General features: G+C 46.0%; 14 protein-coding genes. 6 read left to right on the plus strand and 8 right to left on the minus strand.

The window, feature by feature from the left end:
- Positions 1–258 precede the first annotated feature (258 nt).
- From QUB08_RS28015 to QUB08_RS28030, 4 genes are all read right to left on the minus strand, one after another.
- Positions 259–1,974, minus strand: a complete 1,716-nt coding sequence (locus QUB08_RS28015) for an ATP-binding protein (RefSeq protein ID WP_333229056.1) — start codon at positions 1,972–1,974, stop codon at positions 259–261.
- A 421-nt stretch (positions 1,975–2,395) separates the two neighbouring features.
- Entirely contained in the window at positions 2,396–2,917 is a 522-nt protein-coding gene (locus QUB08_RS28020; protein WP_333229058.1) for a hypothetical protein, read from the minus strand.
- Positions 2,918–3,448: 531 nt separating this feature from the next.
- The gene (locus QUB08_RS28025) at positions 3,449–4,012 is read right to left on the minus strand and encodes a thermonuclease family protein (RefSeq protein ID WP_333229060.1); all 564 of its coding nucleotides are present in this window, start codon (positions 4,010–4,012) and stop codon (positions 3,449–3,451) included.
- A gap of 11 nt (positions 4,013–4,023) precedes the next feature.
- Complete coding sequence (locus QUB08_RS28030) at positions 4,024–7,344, minus strand: DNA polymerase I (RefSeq protein WP_333229062.1); 3,321 nt, start codon at positions 7,342–7,344, stop codon at positions 4,024–4,026.
- 200 nt (positions 7,345–7,544) lie between these two features.
- Here QUB08_RS28030 and QUB08_RS28035 point away from each other — a divergent pair, with 200 nt between their 5' ends.
- On the plus strand, positions 7,545–8,867 hold the full coding sequence (locus tag QUB08_RS28035) for a DnaJ domain-containing protein (RefSeq protein WP_333229064.1): 1,323 nt from the start codon (positions 7,545–7,547) through the stop codon (positions 8,865–8,867).
- A gap of 54 nt (positions 8,868–8,921) precedes the next feature.
- Here QUB08_RS28035 and QUB08_RS28040 read toward each other — a convergent pair whose 3' ends face one another.
- The 3 genes from QUB08_RS28040 to QUB08_RS28050 all read right to left on the minus strand — a co-directional run bounded on the left by QUB08_RS28040 (position 8,922) and on the right by QUB08_RS28050 (position 14,889).
- Positions 8,922–10,622: an EAL domain-containing protein gene (locus tag QUB08_RS28040; protein WP_333229066.1), complete on the minus strand. Its 1,701-nt coding sequence runs from the start codon at positions 10,620–10,622 to the stop codon at positions 8,922–8,924.
- On the minus strand, positions 10,622–12,994 hold the full coding sequence (locus QUB08_RS28045) for a PAS domain S-box protein (RefSeq protein WP_333229067.1): 2,373 nt from the start codon (positions 12,992–12,994) through the stop codon (positions 10,622–10,624). The genes QUB08_RS28040 and QUB08_RS28045 overlap by 1 nt, the downstream gene beginning before the upstream one ends.
- Before the next feature lie 695 nt (positions 12,995–13,689).
- Complete coding sequence (locus QUB08_RS28050; RefSeq protein ID WP_333229069.1) at positions 13,690–14,889, minus strand: WD40 repeat domain-containing protein; 1,200 nt, start codon at positions 14,887–14,889, stop codon at positions 13,690–13,692.
- 415 nt (positions 14,890–15,304) lie between these two features.
- On the opposite strand from QUB08_RS28050, the gene QUB08_RS28055 reads away from it, so the two are divergent.
- Together QUB08_RS28055 and QUB08_RS28060 are read left to right on the plus strand one after the other, a co-directional pair.
- The gene (locus tag QUB08_RS28055) at positions 15,305–15,679 is read left to right on the plus strand and encodes a DUF1257 domain-containing protein (RefSeq protein WP_333229070.1); all 375 of its coding nucleotides are present in this window, start codon (positions 15,305–15,307) and stop codon (positions 15,677–15,679) included.
- A gap of 46 nt (positions 15,680–15,725) precedes the next feature.
- Positions 15,726–15,932, plus strand: coding sequence for a hypothetical protein (locus QUB08_RS28060; protein WP_333229072.1), 207 nt, complete (start codon positions 15,726–15,728; stop codon positions 15,930–15,932).
- Between the two features lie 222 nt (positions 15,933–16,154).
- Here QUB08_RS28060 and QUB08_RS28065 read toward each other — a convergent pair whose 3' ends face one another.
- Positions 16,155–19,358 (minus strand): endonuclease/exonuclease/phosphatase family protein, encoded by a 3,204-nt coding sequence (locus QUB08_RS28065; RefSeq protein WP_333229074.1) that lies wholly within the window; start codon positions 19,356–19,358, stop codon positions 16,155–16,157.
- A gap of 25 nt (positions 19,359–19,383) precedes the next feature.
- On the opposite strand from QUB08_RS28065, the gene QUB08_RS28070 reads away from it, so the two are divergent.
- The 3 genes from QUB08_RS28070 to QUB08_RS28080 all read left to right on the plus strand — a co-directional run bounded on the left by QUB08_RS28070 (position 19,384) and on the right by QUB08_RS28080 (position 22,990).
- Complete coding sequence (locus tag QUB08_RS28070) at positions 19,384–19,542, plus strand: hypothetical protein (RefSeq protein WP_333229076.1); 159 nt, start codon at positions 19,384–19,386, stop codon at positions 19,540–19,542.
- A 456-nt stretch (positions 19,543–19,998) separates the two neighbouring features.
- The gene (locus QUB08_RS28075) at positions 19,999–22,602 is read left to right on the plus strand and encodes an esterase-like activity of phytase family protein (RefSeq protein ID WP_333229078.1); all 2,604 of its coding nucleotides are present in this window, start codon (positions 19,999–20,001) and stop codon (positions 22,600–22,602) included.
- Between the two features lie 118 nt (positions 22,603–22,720).
- Positions 22,721–22,990, plus strand: a complete 270-nt coding sequence (locus QUB08_RS28080; RefSeq protein WP_333229080.1) for an esterase-like activity of phytase family protein — start codon at positions 22,721–22,723, stop codon at positions 22,988–22,990.
- Positions 22,991–23,143: the final 153 nt, after the last annotated feature.

Consider the following 23,143-nt stretch of genomic DNA (forward strand, 5'->3'; position numbering starts at 1 on the left):
AGGTAGGCACAGATATTTTTCCTACAGTGAAGGTATGAAAATCCTTAGTCATCAAAGCCAGAACTGCGGAATGTGGGGTCAAAATCCATATCTTGCCTCACCGAAAGCATCCAGGATACAAGCCCTCGGATTCATCCGTGGAGAAAAAAACAACCTGTATCCCATAAACAAGCCCCCGAATTTATCCGTGGGCTCAATGCTTCAATTCTAAAATCTAAAATCTAAAATCTAAAATCTAAAATCTAAAATCGATTGACTTTATGCCTGCATCACCACCCGTTCCGGGAGACTGACAATAAAAGTTGAACCTTTACCGTCTTCGCTTTCAACGCTAATTTCGCCGCCAAGAATTTGACACAAACGCTGGCTAATTGTCAATCCCAAACCCGTGCCTCCGTATTTGCGGGTAGTCGAAGCATCAGCTTGGGTAAAAGGTTTAAATATCTGCTCTAATTGCTCGTTTGTCATGCCGATGCCGGTGTCGCTGACTCGAAACATTAAAACTTGAGAAGTGTAGCTTGAACCAGAGTGAATATCATTATTTTTATTTTGTTTCGTCGGTCTTGATTTTTCAATTTTCATTCTTTCGACGCCGATAGTAATGACGCCTTTTTCGGTAAACTTGGCAGCATTGCTGAGCAAATTGAGCAGAATTTGCCGCACTTTCGGTTGGTCGGCGTACATTGTGCCGAGTTCGCCTTTTGTTTTCAGTGCTAAAGAATTGCCTTTTTTTTCTACTAGCGGTTGAGCAGTAGTCATCACTTCTTCAATCATGGTCGCCACGTCGAAGTTTTCCAAATAAAGGGTGACGTGACCTGCTTCTATTTTGGAAATGTCGAGGATGTCGCTAATCATATCCAGCAGGTGTTTGCCTGCGGTTTGAATTTTTTCTAAGTCCGGGAGAAAGTCTTCTGAACCGGAATCTTGAGCATCTTCTTGCAGCATTTCGCTGTAGTTAATGATGGCGTTGAGGGGGGTGCGTAGTTCGTGGCTCATGTTGGCGAGAAATGCACTTTTCGAGCGGTTGGCAGCTTCGGCGGCTACTTTTGCTTCGTGCAATTCTTCTGTGTATTCGGCTACTCTTTGGATTAATTCGTTGAGGGAAATTGCTAGCATTCCCACTTCGTCGGAAGTAGTGACGGGTACTTGCAGGTCAAAGTTAGATTCTTCTGTCACTCGCTGAGCGATGAGGGTGGTGGCTTCTAAGGAGCGAGCGATCGCCCCGCTGGTGTATGCTGCTAGAATTGCTGCGATCGCACCTGATATCAAGAGAGAGCCAACGAGAATGAGAGTTCCGAGTTTTTCGGCATTTTCGTAGGTTCTCAATGCCTCGTCTGCTTTCTCGCGAAAGTTGCCGGCCAGTTGGGCTGAATCCTCGGAAAACTGTTTGAGTTTCAAAGCAGTTTCGCCGGCCACAAAATTGTTCAAATTCCGCCCAAAAGCCTGCTGCTGTTGCGGATTCAAAGCAGATAATTTCGCAGTAGCCAACAATTTTTGTACTTGTTGAAAGTATGATTCTACGGTTTTGCCGTTGACTTGAGCGAACTGTTGAAGCTGTTGGTAGTCTTTGGCAACCTCGGGATTCTTCGTCTGCAACGGGGTTTGCAGTTGTTCGAGGATGCCGCTCATCTGAGCAACGCGAGTCAGGAATTCCGAGCGTTGGCGATCGAAAATTTGCGGTTTTGCCGTCAGACTCGCGAGCTCTTGCTGCTGAATTCTGACTTCTTGCACCGTGTTGTTGAGGTTTGTCAGGATTTCCGCTTTATCTCGGTCGATCGCTAGTTTTTCTCTAACTTGCTGTTTGTGATAGGATTCTACTCCTCGTCCCGCCACAGCACCCAAAACGGCAATACTAATGACCAAGGCGTATCCGCAGCCGATTTTCTGCCTGATACCCAAGCGGCCCAAGAGACTTTTCAACCCTATTTGAGGACGGTTCTGCAGTTGATTTTTCAAAGCTAAGGTTAAAGACATGGGCAATGTACTCGTCACCTTTGAGAGGCACCATCTATATTCTAATTGATGCCTGCCGGAGGGTAAATAAAGTTCTGGCTTCGGACTAGGTTTCGGTAGTTATTGGGTCTTTGCAGGGTTCCACAGCTCGATCGGCTTGACAGTTTGGAGGAGTTATGCGTCACAAATTATAGCAGAAAGAATAAGGCTCTTCGGCTGCCTTCAGCTCCCTTCCCTTCAGCGATGCGATCGGGCAAGACGCTCAGAGTAAAAAAAGCAAGAAGGAAGAACCAGTCAAAGGGATGGTTTCAGTAATTAATAACCTACTCACCGTCGGGCGTGGTTGCGGTATAAGTCGCGAGTCATAAGTTGCAAGTTATGAGTTAGATTTCTGCTTGAAAACTCTACTCTACTCGCAACCCACAACTTGATCGCTGTTACCCTACTGGCAAAGTCGAAATTGTGCTATCTCAGCAGGAATTCTTGAAGCATTAGGTACGCTAGCACTTGCTGGAACGAAGATTCCCATGCCATAACTGCAACCCTCTGCCGTCGTGCATTCCCCAGGCTTAGCAGTGATTTGATATTCGCCTTGGGATGGGGGAGTAAAAGAGATTGACGCCAGTTCGCCTGTTTTTTGACTCACAGCGATTTCCTGACCGCTTGCATCCTTGAGAGCTAGGTTTAAATCCTGGCAATTTCCGTCGCAAGTGGCAACAAAAACATACTCCACATTAGGATGCAGCGTCGCTCTAAAAGGAGATGAAACTTGCTTGCGAACTTGGCTCAGCAACGGCACAAATACTAATTTTTGACCGTTGCCTTTCCGCTGGTCAACTTCTGTTTTCAAGCGACAAATAACCGTTTTTTGGTTGTCTGTCAGTTCTTGAGCAATCGCATTTCCTACAACTGCAGTACCGAGGATCAGGGCAAGGCCGGAAATAACCAGATGTTTGAAATTCATTGATGTCCCTTAAAGTTATTTTTGGGTGATTGCAATAGACCGCTTTTGTCAGCAGTCTATTAGTTTATCTGGAGCCTATCACATTTGTTGACTTTTCCGAAAAAACAGCTCGGAGAAAAGTGCGATCGAACTCATGTCTGGTTTTAGATTAATCAGGCGTCAGCTATCGCCGAAACTCCACAGATTGCAGACCGTAGGAGCAGAACCTCGTCCTGATTGTATTCTACTAAATTAGGACGATCGGCATCGCTATCTAGAAACCCGCTTTCTGGGCCGATGCGGAGCAGCTAAACCTAAGATTTATAGTATAGACGGGGTTTAACAAAACCGGAGTGAGTCCAAGACTGTAAATGTTTGATACAGGTTCCCCGATTTCACCCCAACAACATAATCTTGTCCCTGTCAATATACAAATCGGTTGAAACTTGTGGCTCTACTAGACTAACAAAACTCCGAAGGCAAGAGTTAGCTCGTACTCCTACCATTTTCCTTTTTTTTACCGGAGGGCGAAGTCGAAGGGCTTTCTTCCCATCATTTATCACTGTTCCTAAATTTCCAGGCGGGAACAAACTTAGAATCTCCCCAAACGCCGCGGCGATTTTTCTTAGCTTCGGCTTCCGCTTGTTCCAGAACACTTGCACTCGGACAATTTTTCAAGTAAGGACGGTAAACCATTGCTAATCCTTCGCGGATCAAAACTTCTTGGGCAAATGTACCATTTGGCAAGCGAACTTCGCTAACTTTGCGGCCGTAGCGGTCAGTATCGGTGACGGTCAAAACAACGCGACCGCCCCCTTGTTTGACTAGCTGCTGCATTCTTTGGTGCGCTAGATTTCCCCACTTGAATTGATTTTTATTTGATGCTTTGCTAATTGGTTCGCCGTGCGAGATTTCCGGTGCATCTACACAGGCAAAACGCACTTTTATATCTTTACCGGCGGCATCGCTAGCGACAAGGGTGTCGCCGTCGCTGACTCGCTTGACAGCATAGTTGTTGGGCGCTAACTTTTGTGGACACCCGAATAGTAGCAATAGCACAGCAACTGCACTTAAGGTTTTTATTTTTGGGAGAATGGCGATTTTTGTTTTGGTCATATTTCTCTGTTTTATTTAGTTTCCATCCAATTTTGCCCAGCGTGGATGTCAACTATCAGCGGTACGCTAAGTGGCAGAGCATTTTCCATCGCCGTTCTAATTTTCGGTTGCAATTCTTCCCATTCATCGGGAGGTACTTCAAAGATTAATTCATCGTGAACTTGCAACAGCAGCCGCGCCTGATAGTTTTGCAAAATTTTGTGTACTTCAATCATGGCAAGTTTAATGATATCAGCACTGGAACCTTGAATGGGAGCGTTGGCTGCGGCCCGCAAAGATTGGGCATCATCTCTGCTGAGAGATTTAAGTCGATCGGAGTGAATGTCTTGGGGATTGCGGCCTTTTAAGTCGCGGAGGCTTTCGCTCTCGAATTTTAAATAGCGGCGGCGGCCTAGAATTGTGGTAACGTATCCGAGGGCGATCGCCTCTTTTTTTACTTTCTCCAAATATTCAAAAACTTTACTATAGCGAGCGTTAAATTTAGCAATAAACTCCTTGCCATCTTTGGAAGTCTTGCCCATCGATCGCCCAAACTTGATCGCCCCCATACCGTAAACTACCCCAAAATTAATCGTCTTGCCAAACCGTCTTTCGTCGGGAGTTATTTCTTCCTTTTCAAACAACAGTTGAGCCGTCACGGTATGCACATCTCGGTTATTTTGGTAAGCTTCTATTAACACAGGTTCTTGACTCAAATGAGCTAAAATTCGCAGTTCAATTTGAGAATAGTCAGCCGACACCATCAGCCAACCTTCTTCCGGTAAAAATGCCTTGCGAATTTGCTTAGAAAATTCCGTACCGATGGGAATATTCTGCAAATTAGGATTAGAAGAAGAAAGACGACCTGTGTCTGTAACAGTTTGATTGAAATCAGTATGCAATCGCTGAGTATCGGGACGCACCCGCTTCGGTATAGCATCTACATAGGTAGAATAAAGCTTTTGCAGGGTACGGTAATCTAAGATAGCATCGACAACCTTATGGTCTCCTTGCAAATTTTCTAGGAAGCCAGCATTGGTGGAGTAGAAGCCTGTCGCAGTTTTACTAGACTTTTTAGTGTTTAGCTTGAGTATGTCAAACAGCAGTTCGCTCAACTGGGATGGTGAGTTCAACTTTAAAAGTTCACTGGCTGCTGTGTTGTCAACTTTCTGCTTAATTTCAGCCAAATTAAGGTTATTTTTTGGCAATATTTTCTTGAGATAAGGCTTTAAAATTGCACTGGGCACAGTCTCGTAAACTTTCTGAGGAACCGTGCCTAAAGTGGGTTCGATATGTTCGATTTTTTCGGCGAGATAAGCCTTGAAATCCTCAAGAGGTATGGCATTATAAATTTCCTGCTCAATTGCTGCTAATCGCGGTTCCATTTCATTGGATAGTTCTTTAAGATATCCTGTGTCTATGCGAACCCCCTGATATTCCATTTCTGCTAAAACTGGTTCTAGGGGCTGTTCTACTTCCAGCAGCAACTTGTGCAAAGACTTATCTGGAAAGCTAGATTCATCAGCTTCCTTCAATTTGGCTTTAAGTGCCCCAACCAAGTGAAATGTAGTGTAAACATCCATGCCGCAGTAGTCGGCTACTTCTCGAATGCTGCTGTCAGCAATTGTTTGGTTTTTCGATACTAATTTATTATAACTTTTGGGATTTTTGCGTAAGTATTCCCTTAACGATTCGCTGACACTGTGATTGTCTTCTGATTCGACTAAGTATTTCTTTGACAATTCGCTGAGGCTGTGGCTATTTTCGGGATTGAGGACGTAACTGGCTAGCATGGTGTCGAAGACGACTCCTGCTAGTTTAATTCCTTGACAACGCAGGATCGATCGATCGAACTTAGCATTTTGCAGCGCTTTCGGATAATTCTCGCTTTCCAAAATCGGACGCAAAGCATTTAAAACTGTGGCTTTGTCCAAGTTTTTGCCCGTTTTGTGTCCAGTGGGAATGTAAGCGAGATCCTCTTCGCCGGTTCCCCAACAGCAGCCAATTCCGACTAATTCGGCGTCTCGCGGTTCGAGGGCGGTGGTTTCGGTATCCCACGCCACGGGTGAGGTTTTGTCGGTGTAGGTTTGCAGCAGTTTGACTAATTCGTTTAACTGTTCGGTTGTTTGAATTATTCGGGGTTTAATTGGCAGTTTGTTTTCCTGCTGGGCGGCTAGGGTTTCTGCCAAACTGTAAAATGTGTCACTTTCATCTTCTGAACTTTCAGAAGTTGCAGGTGACTTATCTATTGTGGGGTGGGCATCTTGCCCGCCCTTTGCAACAGGCAAGATGCCTGTTCCACTGTCTGTTGAATTGATTGTGGGGAGTAGGGGTTGGGCATCTTGCCCGCCCTTTGCAACAGGCAAGATGCCTGTTCCACTGTTTGTCAATTGCTCTTCTGTGCCACCAAAACGCTTTTGAATTTGTTTAACTTTGCTTAAAAATGTTTTAAATTCCAACTTTTCCAGCATTGGAATCAAGGCTGATTCGTCAAAACCTATAAGCTGGCAATCTTCTAAGTTGATTTCTAAGGGAACGTCTTGAACAATTGTCGCCATGCGCTGAGAATGATAAGCAGCTTCTTTGCCTTCTTCTAGCTTTTTCTTAGTTGCTCCTTTAATCTCATCGATGGCTGCATAAATTCCGTCTAGGGAATTGTAAGCTTCCAACAATTGCAGGGCGGTTTTGTCGCCGATGCCTTTGACTCCGGGGATGTTGTCGGATTTGTCGCCGCACAAGGCTTTGTAATCTATTACTTGTTCTGGCAAAATACCGAGTTTGGCTTTGACTTCTTCCGGGCCGTATTCTTGGGATTTGCCTTTGCCCGATCGCCTGAGTTCATCGGTACTCAAATATAATACGCTGATTTGTTTTTCGGTTTCTACTAATTGAAACAAATCTCGATCGCCCGTGAGGATTTTGACCTGATAACCCGCCGCGCTGGCTTTGTTTGCCAAAGTTCCCAAAACATCGTCCGCCTCAAAGCCGGGAGCAGTTATTGCAGGTAAATTCAAATAGGTGAGGAGTTCTTGCAGGTTTTTGATATCGGGGATGAAATCTTCGGGAGTTTCGGCACGACCGGCTTTGTAAGTTTCGTCTGCTTCGTGGCGAAATGTGGGTGTGGCGAGGTCAAAGGCGATCGCCATGTACTGGGGGTCATGGGCCGCCATTACTTCCAGCAGCGACTTGAGAAAGCCAAAACAGACGCTGGTGGGAATGCCTGTCGTAGTTCGCAAGCCTCCGTCTCGACTTTTGGCAAAGGCGAAGTAGGAGCGAAAGGCCAGGGAGTGACCGTCAACTAAGATGAAGATGGGAGCTTGATTTGCCGACACAGACACAGTTACCGATCGCACGAAAGGATTTTCTCATTGTAGCCAGTTGTTCGCCTGCATTGATCGACCCTAGGGATGGCCGACAGACTTGAGGACGCTTGACACTCGATCGGATCTCGGCTTAATGTGCAGCTTGGCTGAGAATAGTAGAAGATATTAAGTATCATTCCCTACGGGATAGCTTCGCTTCACGCGAATTTACAAACACCTGCCGGAAGCCTATGGCTGACATTAATCGATGCTACGAAATCCTCGAAATTGAGCCTGGAACTTCCTTAGAAGAAATTAAGCGCGCTTACAGGGATTTAGCGTTTGTGTGGCATCCCGATCGGTTTGCCAACAACGACCGCCTGCAACAAAAAGCTCACCAAAGATTAACAGAAATTAATGAAGCTTACCAGCAGTTGGTGTTGTTTCTGAGTCAGCCTGAATCATCGAGATCGATCGAAAAACAGTTTCAGCAGCCACCGCCCGCGCCGGAAAAGCCGCTGAGAAGGCGTTCTGGAAAATCAGCCGCCAGGCCTGGTTCCCAGCGCCGTCAAACCCGCCCAAAAGCCGCCTCCAAAAAATTTCTAACTCAAAAAACCTCTTCAAGAAAGAAACGATTTACCACTCACAGTCGCCCAGGGTGGCGGGGCACAAAGCAACCAGGGCGAAGCGTTGCGAGGAAAGCAGGGCGATCTCAAAACTATCGAAAGCTTACTTCGAGAAGGAAAACAGAATTTTCAACTCAATACTCAAAACCGCGAAGCGCGCCGAGGGAAGTGCGGCCATCTCAACATTATGCCAGCTTCCCTTGGTGGCCGCTGGCAATCGCCGTGGCAAGTTACGCTTTGACCGGTTGGATTTTGACGGTATCAGCCGCCCCGCTGTGGATGTGGGCTTTAATCTGCGGTGCAGATTGGCTGTGGGCCGCGCTTTTGCTGGCGGAGGGTTCGGCAACGCCTAGAGTGTGGCTGGCGGCGTTAGTTTTAGCTGGGGCGGTAGGGGGGTCGATCGCCGGTTTTCAGGCGGGAGGAAAGGTCACAGGGGCTGCTTGGGCCGCAGTTGGGGCTGGTTTGGGGGCGATCGCCAGTTCCGAGGCAGAGTCGCGGGCTGTGGCTGTTGTTTTGGCTGTAGGGGGAGTGGTGACAGTGGTGGGATTGATGGCGGGAACAGTTTCTGGGAATTGGGTTAAGGCGTTGGTGGCGGCCGTGTGTTGGGCGATTGTTGGCTTGATGTGTGGGCTGGCGGCGGAAGTAGGTGGGAATTCTGGCGGCCCCGTCGGGCTCTCTGGTGCGATCGGGCTGGGGATTGGGGCGTGGGCGGGGGTTTTGGCTGGGGCGGGATCGGGGGCCATCGTCCAAGCCTTGGCTATCGCCGGGTCTAAGACTGTTTATGGGGCTTGGGCTGCGATCGGGATTATTGCTGGAGTTGTGGCCCGGATGGTAGCTGCTGAAAGGTTGATCCACACCGGCAGCGCGCTTTATACGTTTATCCTGTTGGTGGCTACTTCCGGTTTTGGGCTGTGGCTGGGAAGTTGGTTGGGCGATCGTATCTTTTGAATGAGTCATCAGTCAACAGTCAACAGTCAACAGTCAACACTCAACAGTCAACACTCAACACTCAACAATTCCGGAGGATTGCAACCGGAATTGATGTAAATCCCAGCACTTATCGCTTTTCAGCAGCGCTTCAAACTCAGCCCTTGGCAAAGCTTGGCTGAAAAGATGGCCTTGAATTTCGTCGCATTCGTACTCGCACAAAAAATCAAGTTCTTGCTCATTTTCTACCCCCTCAGCCACCACCGTCATGTTCATGCAGTGTGCCATTTGAATAATCGCTATTGTTATCGCTGCATTTTGGCGATCGTCTGCAATATCGCGAATAAAACTCTTGTCAATTTTGATCACATCAAACGGAAAGCGTTTTGGATAACTCAAAGAAGAATATCCCATTCCAAAATCATCAATTGCTATCCTAATCCCCTGCTCTTTCCACACCGTAAAAGCTTTAGCTGCTGCAATTTCGTCTTGCAAAACCAGACTTTCCGTCAGTTCTAATTCCAAACACTTGGGATCGAGAGCGGTTTCTGTTAATATCTCCCTGACTCTTTCCGTGAAATTTTTGCGCTCGAATTGACGGGCTGATACGTTAACTGCGACTCGCAGGGGCGGTAAACCTGCTTTTTGCCATGTTTTAGTTTGCCTGCAAGCAGTCTCTAATACCCATTCACCCAACGGCGCAATCAAGCCCATCTCTTCAGCCATTGGAATAAATTCCCCCGGAGAAACTCGCCCCCGTTCTGGATGATTCCAGCGCACCAAAGCTTCAGCACCAATAATTTTACCTGTTTTAATTGCTATTTGCGGCTGATAGTAGATTTCAAATTCTGAGCTTTTTAAAGCATGGCGCAGGGAAGTTTCTTGAAGAAGTGTATTGATGAAATAATTAGCTTTTGTGGGCGTATAAAAATGATAATTATTCCCGCCTTTCTGCTGAGATTGATACATTGCTATATAAGCATTTTTCAGCATTTCATCTCCGTCGGTGCCGTCTCCGGGATACAAGCAGATCCCGATACTAGCAGTGACATAGACTTCGCAATCTTTGACAATCATAGATTGGGATACAATATCTAAAATGTTTTGAGCAATCTTAGCCACATCCTGTTTTTCTGCAACTGGTTTAAGAATCAGCGCGAATTCTGCCGCTTCCAAACGAGCAACAATATGAATGTTTTCCATGCAGTTAGTTAGCCGCTGGGCGATGCTGCAAAGCACCGAGTCGCCGATATCGTGTCCCCAGGTACTGTTAATGCGGTTGATTTTATCTAAGCTAAGCGTGACAACTGGAACGACTCCTGACAATTCTTTTTGACCATCTAATACTCGACTTAACTTTTCTCGCAAAAATGAACGATTCGGCAGGTTGGTCAAGCTGTCATACTGGTGTCGGTAGAGTGCCAGTTGAATAGTTGTGTGCAAGTTTTTTTCTTCAAATGGCTTGACAATATAGCCAAACGGTTTTGTACTATTGACTCGTCGCAAAGTAGTTTCATCGGCATAGGCTGTCAGATAAACTACCGGGATTTGAAATCGCAAGCGAATTTCTTCCGCTGCTGTAATGCCGTCGATTTCTCCTTGCAGGTTAACATCCATTAAAACTAAATCCGGGCGTAACTTGGCTGCCGATTCAATCGCTTCTTCTCCCGAATAGACCATCCCAGTTATTCTATATCCTAAAGATATCAAACTGTCGGAAATGTCTTCCGCAATGATGCTCTCGTCTTCAACTATCAGAATTTTTTTGTTGGACACTAATTTTTCTCCTCAGAGCGTAATTTTGGTTGACAAAAGGTTATTCTAAAAGTCGTGCCAGCAGTTTCTAACAGTTCTATTCCCCCCCGGATTTGCTTGACTAAAGACCCGACCAATCGCAAACCCAATGTTCGGGCTTTGCGATAATCTAAGTCTTGAGGAAAACCAATTCCGTTGTCACTCACGGTTAGCACGCAAAATCTGTTATTATCTAAAGTGAAATCTATGTTAATTTTACCTTTAACTTGTCCTTTAAAGGCATATTTGAGGGCGTTTGTCACAAGCTCGTTGATAATTAACCCGCAAGGAACTGCCGTATCAATATTGAGAGAACACGGCGCAATATTTGTTTGCAAGTTGACGCCTTCTGCATGATTTTCATAAGCTTGGAATAAATTGTGGGCGAGATTTTGGATGTATTCAGCAAAGTCAATGTTTGACAAGTCTTTGGATTGATACAATTGTTCGTGAACCAGGGCCATTGATCTGACTCGGTTTTGACTTTCTTTTAACATTTCACTAACGCGGCTGTCTTGAATGTAGCGAGACTGAAGTTTCAGCAGGCTAGAAATAACTTGGAGGTTGTTTTTGACGCGGTGGTGAATTTCTTGGAGAAGGACTTCTTTTTCGGCGAGGGAGGCTTTGATTTGATCTTCATCCCGTTTGCGGTCTGTAATGTCGCGTACTACAGCTTGGAGAAATTTTTGTCCGTTAATTTCCATTGCGTTTAACAGAACTTCTGCAGAAAATTCTGAACCGTCGAGTCGTTGGTGTACCCAGTCAAATCGACAGCTACCTATGAGCATTGCTATGTTCATTTTCTGTGCAGCTAAACTGGCTGAATCTTGTCCGTTAGGCTGAAACGGCGGAGAAAATTCCCTCGGATGCTTGCCGTAAAATTCTTGTTTGTTGCTACAGCCAAATATTTTTAAGGTGGCGGGGTTGCAGTCAAAAAACTCCTTTTCGTCAAGCAACATTACTGCGTCGCTGGTGGCTTCATAAAGGCTGCGAAATTTGTGTTCTGATTCTTGCAACGAGCAGATCAATTGGTTTTTGAGAGCTTCCGCACGCTTGCGGTCGGTAATGTCTATTCCTACAGAAACTGCTGCGCTTCCCTGATGATATTTCTGAGCTACTATCAAATAGTTGCGGACGAAACCGTTAATTTCTATTTCTATTTCTTGGCAGGTTTGCTGAGATGAACTGTCAAAAAAAATTCGGATCAGTTCTCCGAAATTCGAGCCTTTGTCGAGAAAGTTGATTTCTTGACCGACAAAGCTTTCAGGAGACAGGTTGAATGAGGTTGCTAAGTGCTGGTTGACTCCAATATACCGCAAATCTGAACTGATCCAAGAAATCAGTCCGGGTACGGCATCCAAAACGGCGCGAAGTTGGTCTGTAGCTTCTTGGAGTGCTTCTTCCGATCGCTTGCGATCGCTAATATCTGTCGCCGTTCCGCACAAGCCTAAAATAGCGCCGTTTTCAGCTTGGTTGACGATGCTGTTGACGCGCAGGTGGACGGGAGTACCGTCTTTGCGAATGTGTACTGTTTCGTAAGGAGAATTAGCGGTTTGTGGCTGAAGTTTGGTTTTTGCTAAAAGTTGGGCAAATATTTCTCTTGGTCTACTTTCTTGATCGGGAACTAAAAAATCGGTGAAGCGCCGTCCGATCATTTCTGGCGGTTCGTAACCGTAGATGCGTTTGGCGGCGGAATTGACAAAAGTCAAGAGGCCTTCAATATCGATCGACCAAATCAATTCTTGGGAGGTTTCTACGAGGTTACGGTACTTTTTTTCGCTTTCGGCAAGTGCTACATTGAAGACTGCCGTTTGCTGCTGAAGTCTGTCTTCTAATTCTTGATTTGCCGTTTTCAGAGTGGCGATGAACTGCTCGCGCTCGGTAATTTCAGTAGAAACACCAACTGCCCCGACAACTTCGCCGTTTCCATCTCGCAGGGCTGCCGATCGAATTTCGTGAATACAATGCCTCTCTCGGACGTTCCAAGTGCGATCGTTTCCTGCTAGTACCTCGGCAATATTTTCTAAGATATCTGGCTGGCTGCTGTAAACTTCAAAAATCGATCGCCCGACAGTTGCACCTGGTTTGAGTCCCAAATTTTCTAATCCTTTCCCTGCTGCAAGGGTTAACTTGCCGTCTCTGTCTGTTGCCCACAGGAAAACGGGGGCACAACTGACGGCGGCGTGAAGGGTTTCGTTGGCTTGTTTGAGCCGATCGATTTCTGCGTGAAGCAGATCCTGGGTGGTGTTTAATTCTACCGTTAGTCGATCGGCTTTTTGCTGCCAACTGGCAGCAGTATCGCACATTTCTGCGAGATTGCGGGAACGACAGATGGATTGGTTGCAGTGTGACATGGTTACTCTAGGGCGCACTGTATATTTAACCTCAGCCTATCTTTTAAGCATAAACTTTTTAAGTCACATATTACAATTAGCACGAATACTCATGCGACCAATCTGCCATATATTAAAGCTACCTTAAAGGATTCAGAAATTGCGGGTATCTCAGGCTTTCCGGCGACACTTCACAAATTGATCATAAGCTGAATAATGCCTGCCCGTCAGTATTTTTACGGTAACTATTTGTAGTAATGCAAAAACAAGTTCCGCAATTCTCGGCTTGCACAAGAACTAGGATTGTAAATTTATTATATTTGTTTGCGTAGATTCACGCACCGAGGAATCAGGAATCAGGAATTTGGAAATATTAAACACTCCAGGACGCACTCTTGATATCATATCCGGTCAATTACCAGTCATAAAAAGTGTTTGTAGTTAGGAAGTCCGTCCGGGCGAGTTTTATGAGAATAGTCCTGGACGCAGGCTTGCTTTGCTAAACCGACTTTATACGAAAAAAGCTGATTGAGTGATAAAAAATATAATAATATCCTTTATGTTTGCATGGAAATAATATTTTCTTAGTCTGGTATTAGCGGAAATTCAATTAATACCCGTCAATAAAATTGCAACTTTAGGCAAGCTCCCAACCTATAGCCGAGCAGTCATTCCCTATTCTTCAATCTCAAATCTCAAATCTCAAATCTCAAATCTCAAATCTCAAATGGTATAACTCCCCAATTTTTGACCGTTTTGTCTATACTTCCACTGATAATAGTTTCACCATCGCTGCTAAAAGTAAGACAAGTAACAGAGTTTTGATGTCCGCTGAGAGTGTGAATATTTTCGCCTGTACTGGCATTCCAACATTTGATATTACCATCAGCACTAGCACTAAAAACAGTGCGTCCGTCGGGACTAAAGGCGATCGCATTTATCGAGTTAAAATGCCCCGCCAAAGTGATTGAACTATCTGGATTAGATAGCTGCCGCAGTTGAATGTTTCTGTCCCAGCCACCAGTCGCCAAAGTCTGCCCGTCTGGACTGAAAGCCAGACAATTCGCATAACCTTTAATTGTTTGGGAGCATTCTCTGCTGCGGAGGTTCCACAGTTTAATTGTACCGTCAGAACTGCTGCTAGCGAGAGTTTGTGTGATCGGGCTAAAAGCAAGACTAACAATTCCTGCTTTATGAGCTCCCCAAGTTAAAAGATTGCCAAAAGTACAGATTAACTTTCCCGTCTCTAAATTCCAAATTTTGATAGTAGTATCTGCCGAACCTGTGGCGATAACTTGACTGTCGGGACTGAGGACAATTGCGCTAATTTCCCCTTCATGTCCGAGGGAAGTATGCCGCAATTCTCCTCCTTGCCAAATTTCGATCGCACGATGTTTCGGAGTATTTCTGCTCCTCACAAAAACTTCGCTTTCTTGGCATAGCACAAAAGTTTCTTGAGCGCGGGGATACTTGTCAACAGTATAGAGTATTTCTCCTGTCTCTACATCGCAAATTCTAATTATTTTCCCGTGCAAACTCGCCGTGCGATCGCCTCCGGGACTAATCGCAACATTTGTCCCAGTTTTCACACTGCGGATGCAGTCAAAAAGCTTGTAAGGCACGAATTCTTTTAAAGCTTGGCTGACTAAAGGTTCTGTCCTTTGTCGCAAAATTAAATAAGCAACTCGCTGCACTTCGGGTGCGGGGTCAAGCAGCGCCTCAATTGCTAAATTTAAACCAGCGCCTCCGTATTTAGGAGTATCTTTAACAGCGGCCATCCGCGACTCGATACTACGACTGTTGAAGCGCTGCTTGACTCCAGCGATGCCTCCCAAAACAGCGCCGGCGATCGGGATTTGACTTTGGCCGCCGAGGACGGCATCATATTCTCTGGGTTGGTTAGAATTGTCGGCCATAGGATTTTAGATTTTAGATTTTAGATTTTAGATTTGAAGAATTGGAGTATTGCAGAAAGCGAACTCACGGATGAATCATAGGATTGAAGAATTGAAGAATTGAAGAATTGAAGAATTGAAGAATTGGAGGATTGAAGAAAGCGAACTCACGGATGAATCATAGGATTGAAGAATTGAAGAATTGAAGAATTGAAGAATTGGAGGATTGAAGAAAGCGAACTCACGGATAAATCGGGGGAATTGTTATCGGATACTATCTTTTTAATTTCTGCACAGATGAATCCGGGGGCTTGTAACCCGGCTGCTTTCGCTGACGCTCAAACCTAGTTGAAGAGCGCAACTTATAACTTATTGACTGTTGCAGTTTATAGTATTATAATCAAATTAGCGTTTCACACAAAAATCCGAAAGTGATATGTCACACTTCACAACGATCAAGGTTCAGATCAAGAACGGCGAACTGCTACATCAAGTGTTGGAAGAGTTGGGTTATCAAGTAGAGTGCAATGTGCAGGTACGGGGTTATCGGGGTGACAAAACTAATGCCGAGTACGTGATTCGGCAATCCAATGGTTACGATTTGGGTTTTCGCCGCAGCGGAGAGGATTACGAATTGGTGGCGGATTTGTGGGGCGCTCGAATTAATCAGCAGGAATTTGTCAATTCAATTAGTCAAAAATACGCGCGCAAAACTTTGATGGCGGCGGTGCTGTCAGAGGGTTTTTATGTTGAAGAAGAGGAAACTTTGGCAGATGGAACGGTGAGAGTTGTAGTCGGTAGATGGGTGTAAGACTCGCGCTGGATTAACTCGTTTTTAGGTATCAAGAGGAATCACCATGTGGCGATCGGCGATCGTACTAATTATCCTCGCGCTTGTAGTTGGCATTTTTGGGGCGATCGCCCTTGGATCATACCGCTGGCATCTCGGTACTAAGGAACTGCGAGCCAATCTGGAAGCTGGGCGATCGTCAATTCAACCTCTCACATTTGATGGCGAAACCTTGATTACAGGGATTTTGGATCATCCAAGTCCACCTGTTTAACCTACTCTAAAGGTATTAAATGCTTTTAGCATCATGGTTTCAGAAACGTTGTCACCCCGTAAACTCCATTCCTAAACCTTATAGAGGTCTAGAAATGGAGTTCATCAGAGGAGTATTATACCCTTAAGCTGGTTGAGCAATCGTTTGGGTGATTTCCTACGGTAAAAATGCTAATACAAAGCACTTACACTGACTTTTCTAAGATTGCTCAACCAAACACCTCTAAAATACAAAGTTGTTCAGAGCGCTCAAGTCTGCCGCCAGAACGTTTTCGACAGTAATGTAATTTTTGAATTTGTTGTCATTACTGAAGCCATCTTGATTGATCTGGAGGACAACTTTGCTATCTCTTTGAACCAACTGCACATAACCATCCGCGATCGCGTTTTTGCCGTCGTAGCCCCCAGGAACCAAGCTATCGAGCAACTGGGTGAGAACGATTTTATCAGTGCCAGTGATAAAGTCCTCAATCCGATCTCCTGAATCCTCAATGTTGGTGTAGACAAAGCGATCGCTACCACCGCCACCCGTAAGCCTATCCCCCCCTTCACCACCAGTAATGACTTCATTCAAATCGGTGCCAGTAAAGGAATCATTTTTTGGTGTCCCGACATACTGAGGAAACGTGAAACGAGTCACACTGGGATCGTGGTCACTATCCTGATCCGCAAACTCAGAGTTGATATGAACAACATCAAACTCATCTAAATTATTAAACAGCGTATTGCTCGCCAAGATGTGATCCAAAACCTGCGCGTTGCCTTGGAAGTTGTAGGTGTACTGCTCGTTGGCGGGTAGAGTCTCGATCAGATTGTTCAGGATTGGTGTACCCACACCACCCGGTGTCCCTTTAAGGATGTTCAAAGGTTCAGAAAACGGAAAGTCATTCAAGTCACCCAAAACAATCACATTTGCCGTAGAGTCTGCGGCGAGAAGGTTATCTACAAAGTTGTTAACAATCTGCGCTTGCTGGCGGCGTTGGATTTCACTCGTGACGACGGGAGGCTGGTTCGGGCCAAAGAGGGACTGATCGCCGCCCTTGGAATTGAAGTGGTTTCCAATCACAAACAGCTTGTGACCGTTAAATATAAACTCCCCAACCAAAGGCTTACGGCTATTGGCAAACGCATCACCATCTGAGAGGTCAGTGTCAACGATCCGACCCGGACTGAAGGAAAGCTGCGGGTCGCCACCTACATTATTTACAGTAGTTTGCGTTGTGGCTGTTCCACCCGGACGATCTACATACGTGACCCGTTCTGGCTTAAATAGAAAACCGACGCGGATATTTCCCCCCGGTTCACCACCATCCCGGTCATCAGTTGGGTTAATCTGACGGAACTCATAAGTCGGGCCGCCTGCCGCCTGAATCGCTGCGATCAAAGTGTTGTAGGTCGTGGCAGCATCAACAACGCTATCGTTAGTCGGACCGTTATTGTCTTGAATCTCCTCTAGGGTAATAATGTCCGGTGATTGCAGGTTCGTAACGATGCGTTGAGTCAAGGCATTAAACTGGGTAGACCCATCACCTGGGTCTAAGTTCTCCACATTAAAGGTAGCGACTGTCAGCTTGTCATCAACTGGGTTTAGGGTAGTGACTTCCTTCTCTAAGAGACTGGGAGTATCAACAGTGATGGGCGAAGTTGCCAGCACTTCGTAGTTGTTGAAGTTGTAGCCGATCACCCCTGTCACTGTGTCGAGTTGCGCTCCGACATCTACCAAGGGTGACGAAGAGCCAGGACGAATTAGATCATCCTCAATCTGAATGCGTTCTGGATTAAAGTCATTAGGGCTGATGAGGCTACCCCCACGAGCCGTCCGCCCCGTGGCATCTGCGCCATTGTCATCAAGTACCCAAATCTCCCCAAAACTGTTTGTCGGACTAACAGCTACAGGATTGTTTACCTGTACCAGCATTCCTTCCAGGCTTTCATAGTAATCAATGCCTTCAGTAGTAGGCTCAAAATCACCGCCTGTTTCCACGTTGCCAGGACTTCCAGCGGAGAAGTCATTGTTAATGGCTGTTGTCGGAGGATTGACAATTGTGGGGGTAATCGTAGTTGTGGGTGCCGTTGTCCAGGGGGTAACGCTCAAAGCTTGTGTCGAGGTGTTACTAATCTGGGTAGTCGTGAGGTTATTCGCATTCCCTGCAGGACGGAACTCGCTCACAGTACCCGTGACGAGAACAGCACCACCGATGCTAACACTGTTGAGAATGGCTGAACCTGCGGAATTCGTGCCTGTGAAGACAAAAATTCCCTCAGATGTTGCAGCATCGGCATCGGGCGTGGGGTCTTGGAGGTAGAATCCGTTAGAAGCTTTGGCGGTAACGATTCCGCCAACATTGAAGACACCGACTCGATCGGTTGCAGAGGTAAGAAGGGGGGAGATGTGATCCGTTCCTTGAATGTCGCGGATGCGGGTCAGTGGCACATCATTATCTGCAATGGTCACTGTCGCCGCGCTGGAACCACCGAGGTCATAGTCGCTGGTATCGACTAGGTTGAGCGTGACAGTTTCATTGCCTTCGACTGCACTATCGTCTACTGGGGCGATCGTCAAATCGACAAAGGATTGCCCCGCGTCAATGGTGGCAGTTCCCGTCAAGTTGGGCGTATAGTCCGTGCCATTAGTCGCCTGACCCGAACCCGTGGCGACGGTGTAGTTCACATTCAGGGCTGCACTCGTGTCGCCTGTGCGTGTAATTCTAAACGTCCCTGGCTCTTGCCCTGCCTCTGCTGCGTTTGTGTCTGTTGCCTGGAGTGTGACCGTTGTTGTCGGTTCGCCACCACCGGGAGTGCCTGTGATGCTAATGTCATCAACCCCAATCCACTCATCATTCCCAACAGCGTTGGTTGTGATCACCCGGAGCTGAACTTGAGATTGATTCTGTGCTGCTGCTGGCAACGTAACATTAACTGGTGTGAATTCGGTTGCTAAACTTGGATCTGTGCTGGCATCTGCAACGTAGCCAGCAGGGATATTAATAAAATTGCCGGATGTGCCGACGCGGTATTGCAAAGCAACTGGTTGAACAGCGTTATCGACAGATCCATCCACATCGCGGAGATTAAAGGAGACGTTGATGTTCGTAACGCCGACAGTGTTGAGGTAAATCAGCAAAAAAGGGGCATCTGCTGTACCGGAACCAGTAAGGGCAACAACGGGGTTGGCAATCTCAAATTCAGCAACCCCACCGGTGGTGAAGGTGTTGGGATTGGTCTGATTTGCATTGACATCAATTGGCGATGTGCCGGCCACAACAATGGTTTGTGGATCTGTTCCCGTTGCGCCTGTTAGTTCATCTCCGCGAAAACCATCAATACTTGGGATACCAGACCAGTCATCATTAACAGCGATGAGACTTGTGTTTGACCAATCCTGCGTTAGCGAACCGATAAGAAGGTCGTGATATGTGGGTGCCATTGGTTGGTAGAACCTGTTTTGATTAGTGTGGAAATTTGTTGAGTTGGTTGGCGACGATCGCACGGGAGAACGCCATCTTGAATTTAAAGGTGCTTTGAGGGTGATCGCTTATCCTCAAGATGTTTTAGGTTTCAAACCAGGGGAATTATTTGCCCTGAGAATGTCCGATTCACGACGAATGTAACCTGAATAAACAGTCAGGCTAAAGGCGATGCAGCACGAACGACTTCTTTAGATAAAGACTTTTGGCTAAGGTGATAGCCAGTAGCAGAGTACCCTTAGCGTCTGATTTAGAAACACCTTGTTACCCTCGCTACAGATTTGACTCGTGAAGCCCGCTAGATTGTTTCTAAGTAGCTAGAAACAGTGAACCCTAGAATACTCTACACAATCTTTGTAAAGGAAAGGTTAATTTAAATTTAAGCCTAGGAGTTTGTGGTCAATGGGCATTATTATGTCTCCAAAATTGGAAGTAAAGACATAAAAATCACATTCATCTATGCTGTCGGGAGTGATCGCCTCAATGAAGGAAAGTGCGCGAGTTTTTAACCAATAAATAATTAGTCTTTAATCGTAGCGTGAGACTATACTCGCAAAGCCGAAAATATTTGACTTCAGCGGTATAGAGGAGTGACTTAACGTGGCAGCAATTAACGGCACATCAGGGAATGACACATTAAGCGGGACGATCGCAGCGGACTTAATTTCAGGGTTGGGGGGCGATGACGCCATCTCTGGTCAGGAAGGAAATAATCGCCTTTTTGGTAATTCAGGTAATGACTTTTTATTGGGCGGTGCGGGAAATGACGCACTCTACGGCGGTCGAAACCAGGATACCCTTCAAGGTGGCGAAGGAGACGATTTTCTCTCCGGCGACCTCGATCGTGACGTTTTAACTGGAGGTGGCGGTAAAAATATTTTCGCTATCGGGCGGATAGGAACGCGCACTACTGGCGGTTCCCAACTCGAAAATGCTGACCTGATCACCGATTTTGTTAAAGGTCAAGACTTAATTAGTTTAAGCGGAATCTCCCCGGCTAATATCGAAATTTCTCCAGGTACGGGTAATTTCAGCAACAGCATTGTTCTGCGAGATACAGCAACTAACGAATTTATCGCGATTTTGGAGGGAGTCAACTCCTTCGATGCAGGAGATTTCACGGTAGCCCAAAACTCAGTTCCGGGAGTTCGCTTTTCTAGCTTCAACGCTTCTTTGAACCGCAGTAATGCAGGTCGGTTAATTACAGATTTATCTACTCCCAACAACCAGCAAGCAAAGAATGTCGCTGAAACAATTCAGCGGGTGAATCCAGATGTTTTGTTAATTAACGAATTTGACTACGACAGCAGCAGCACAGCGCTAGATTTGTTTCAGCAAAACTATCTGTCAGTCAGTCAAAATGGCGCAACTCCTGTTAATTATCCCTTTCGCTATACTGCCCCTTCTAACACGGGCATTGCTTCGGGTTTAGATTTAGACAACAACGGTTCTGTTGTCACACAAATTGGCACAAACGGTTACGGCAACGACGCTTTCGGGTTTGGGGATTTTCCTGGACAATACGGAATGGCTCTGTACTCAAAATATCCCATTGATACTGCCAATATTCGCACGTTCCAAAACTTCCTTTGGAAAGATATGCCAGGGGCATTATTGCCGGATGACCCGTCTACCCCCGCAGCAAATGACTATTACTCGCCTGATGAATTAAACGCATTTCGCCTTTCGTCCAAGAGTCACTGGGATGTGCCAATCAATATCAACGGCGAGATTGTTCACGCCTTAGTCAGTCATCCGACCCCGCCTGTATTTGACGGCCCTGAAGACAGAAACGGCAGGCGAAATCATGATGAAATTAGCTTTTGGGCAGATTACGTTACTCCCGGTAGAGGTAGTTATATTTACGACGATCGCCGCACAGTTGGCGGACTTGCCCCCAATGCTAGTTTTGTAATTATGGGCGACCAAAATGCCGATCCTTTTGATGGGGATAGTTTTGACAATGCGATTTTGCAGTTGCTAAATAACTCGCGAGTAAATACAGGAGTCACTAGCGTAATTCCTGCAAGTTTAGGCGGCATTCAACAAGTAGCAGACGGCGGTAATAATGTCAACCATAAAGGCAATCCGGCTTTTGATACGGCGGATTTTGGAGATGCAGGAAATAACCCGGGAAATCTGCGAGTTGATTATGTTTTGCCGTCGGCTGACTTGCCGATTAATGATGCTGGGGTATTTTGGCCTTTGACGACAGATCCGCTGTACAGATTGGTGGGCGATCGCCAAACTGCGGAAAATACTCCTACTTCTGACCACAGTTTAGTTTGGGCCGATATTGCTGTGGGCGATCGCTCTCCCCGCACCAGTGTCAGAAATATCAATTTCATCGGACAAGCTACTTATCCAACAGGTTCCGTCACTGTAGAAGGAACTCAAGTGGGCGGACTTTCTGGCATTGATTACGACCAAATTAACAACCGCTATTACAGTATTTCTGACGATCGTTCGGACAGAAATCCAGCCAGATTCTATACTCTCAACATCGATTTAAGTTCTGGTTCGCTGTCTAGTTCCGGGATTAATTTCTCTGGGGTGACAACTCTGCTCAACCAAAACAATCAACCTTTTGCTACTAATACTATCGACCCGGAAGGCATCGGTTTAACGAGTAACGGCACTGTGTTTGTTTCCTCAGAAGGCGAAGTCACTACCTTGGCTGGTAGACTTCAGAGTCCATTTGTCAACGAGTTTGCTTTAGGGACAGGTCGCCAGTTGCGACAATTACCCGTACCCTCAAAGTTTGTACCAGTTATAGGTCCAGCAGATGCACCAACAGCGGGAATTCGCAACAATTTAGCTTTTGAAAATCTGACAATTACTCCTGATGGGAGATTCTTGTTTACAGCAACGGAGAATGCTTTAGTGCAAGACGGGCCGATCGCAACAATTAATACCGGTTCGCGATCGCGCATTCTCAAATACAATTTAACTACAGGACAGCCGGAACAAGAATTTCTTTATCTAACTGACCCGGTGGCAGTTCCAGCAGTTCCAGAGACAGGCTTTAATACAAACGGTTTAGTGGAACTGTTGGCTTTAGACAATCGCGGCACTTTCTTAGCACTAGAACGCTCTTTTTCAGCAGGCGCACCGGGCACGGGAAATACCATCAAACTCTACGAAGTCCGGCTAAACGGAGCCAGCGATATTAGCGATATTAATTCGCTGAATGCTATTAAGTAACCACACAAAATTAATTACATAAAGACTCCTTGCTAGGCAAGGGTTTCAGTAGAAATATTGTGTAATTAATTCTGCACACCTACTTAACATTAATACTGTCAGACCTGTTGAGAAACGCTTGGTACTCAATTTTGACACCCTGGGTTTGCCGACAGGGTTGGATAATGTTGAAGGTATGACTTTGGGGCCAGTGTTGCCGAACGGACAGCAATCTGTAGTGCTAGTGAGCGACAATAATTTTAGCGCTACCCAATTTACTCAAATACTAGCTTTTGGGCTGGCTTTGGAGAATGAAATTCCCCGGCGATCGCAGTCACTAGATATTCTGACTGGTGGTGGTTCGAGCGCGGGGGCGATTGCACAAGACTATCAGGGTAAGCGCATCTAATTTAGTATCAAATGTAACAGACAATAAAAAGAGGGTGCAGTATAATCGCTTTCCTGTTTGGCTGGGAGATTCTATCATGACTCTCAAGCTCAGTATAAGATAGGAATGAATACTCCATGAATAAAGGATTTTCACCAGTTGTAGCGAACGCTA

The sequence above is a fragment of the Microcoleus sp. BR0-C5 genome, from assembly GCF_036705045.1.
Lineage (GTDB): Bacteria > Cyanobacteriota > Cyanobacteriia > Cyanobacteriales > Microcoleaceae > Microcoleus.